The organism is Vibrio sp. Y176, assembly GCF_033438945.1.
Genome location: NZ_JAWOQS010001269.1, coordinates 1 through 503, shown reverse-complemented (window position 1 = coordinate 503; position 503 = coordinate 1). Strand labels below are relative to the sequence as shown.

General features: G+C 47.1%; 1 protein-coding gene. It reads left to right on the top strand.

Annotated features, from left to right (window positions below; translation table 11 throughout):
• On the top strand, nucleotides 1-503 hold a 503-nt coding region (locus tag R7O13_RS31340), incomplete at both ends, for a succinylglutamate desuccinylase/aspartoacylase family protein (RefSeq protein ID WP_318305797.1).

Genomic DNA, 503 nt, shown 5'->3' with positions numbered 1-503 from the left:
GGTGAACGCCGCAATCCATGGTGATGAGCTTAATGGCGTAGAGATCGTTCGTCAGATGATCAACCAGTTAAACCCATTAAAGCTAAAAGGTACGGTTATTGCGGTGCCAATCGTAAACGTATTTGGCTTTATCCATAAGTCTCGTTACTTACCCGATCGCCGCGATCTAAACCGTTGTTTCCCTGGCAGCGAAAAAGGCGCACTCGCTTCACGTATGGCGTATGGATTCTTCAATAATATAGCGAAACGTTGTGATTACATTTTAGATTTACACACAGGTGCGATTCATCGTACTAACCTACCCCAAATACGCGCTAACCTGAGCAATCCGGAAACACTGCGCATTGCGAAAGCATTTGCCACGCCAGTGATCGTTGACTCTGCATTGCGTGATGGCTCGCTACGTAGCGAAGCCGAGAAGTGTGATATCCCAGTATTGACTTACGAAGCTGGTGAAGCACTTCGCTTTGATCCGCTATCTATCAGTGCTGGTGTTTTAGGCG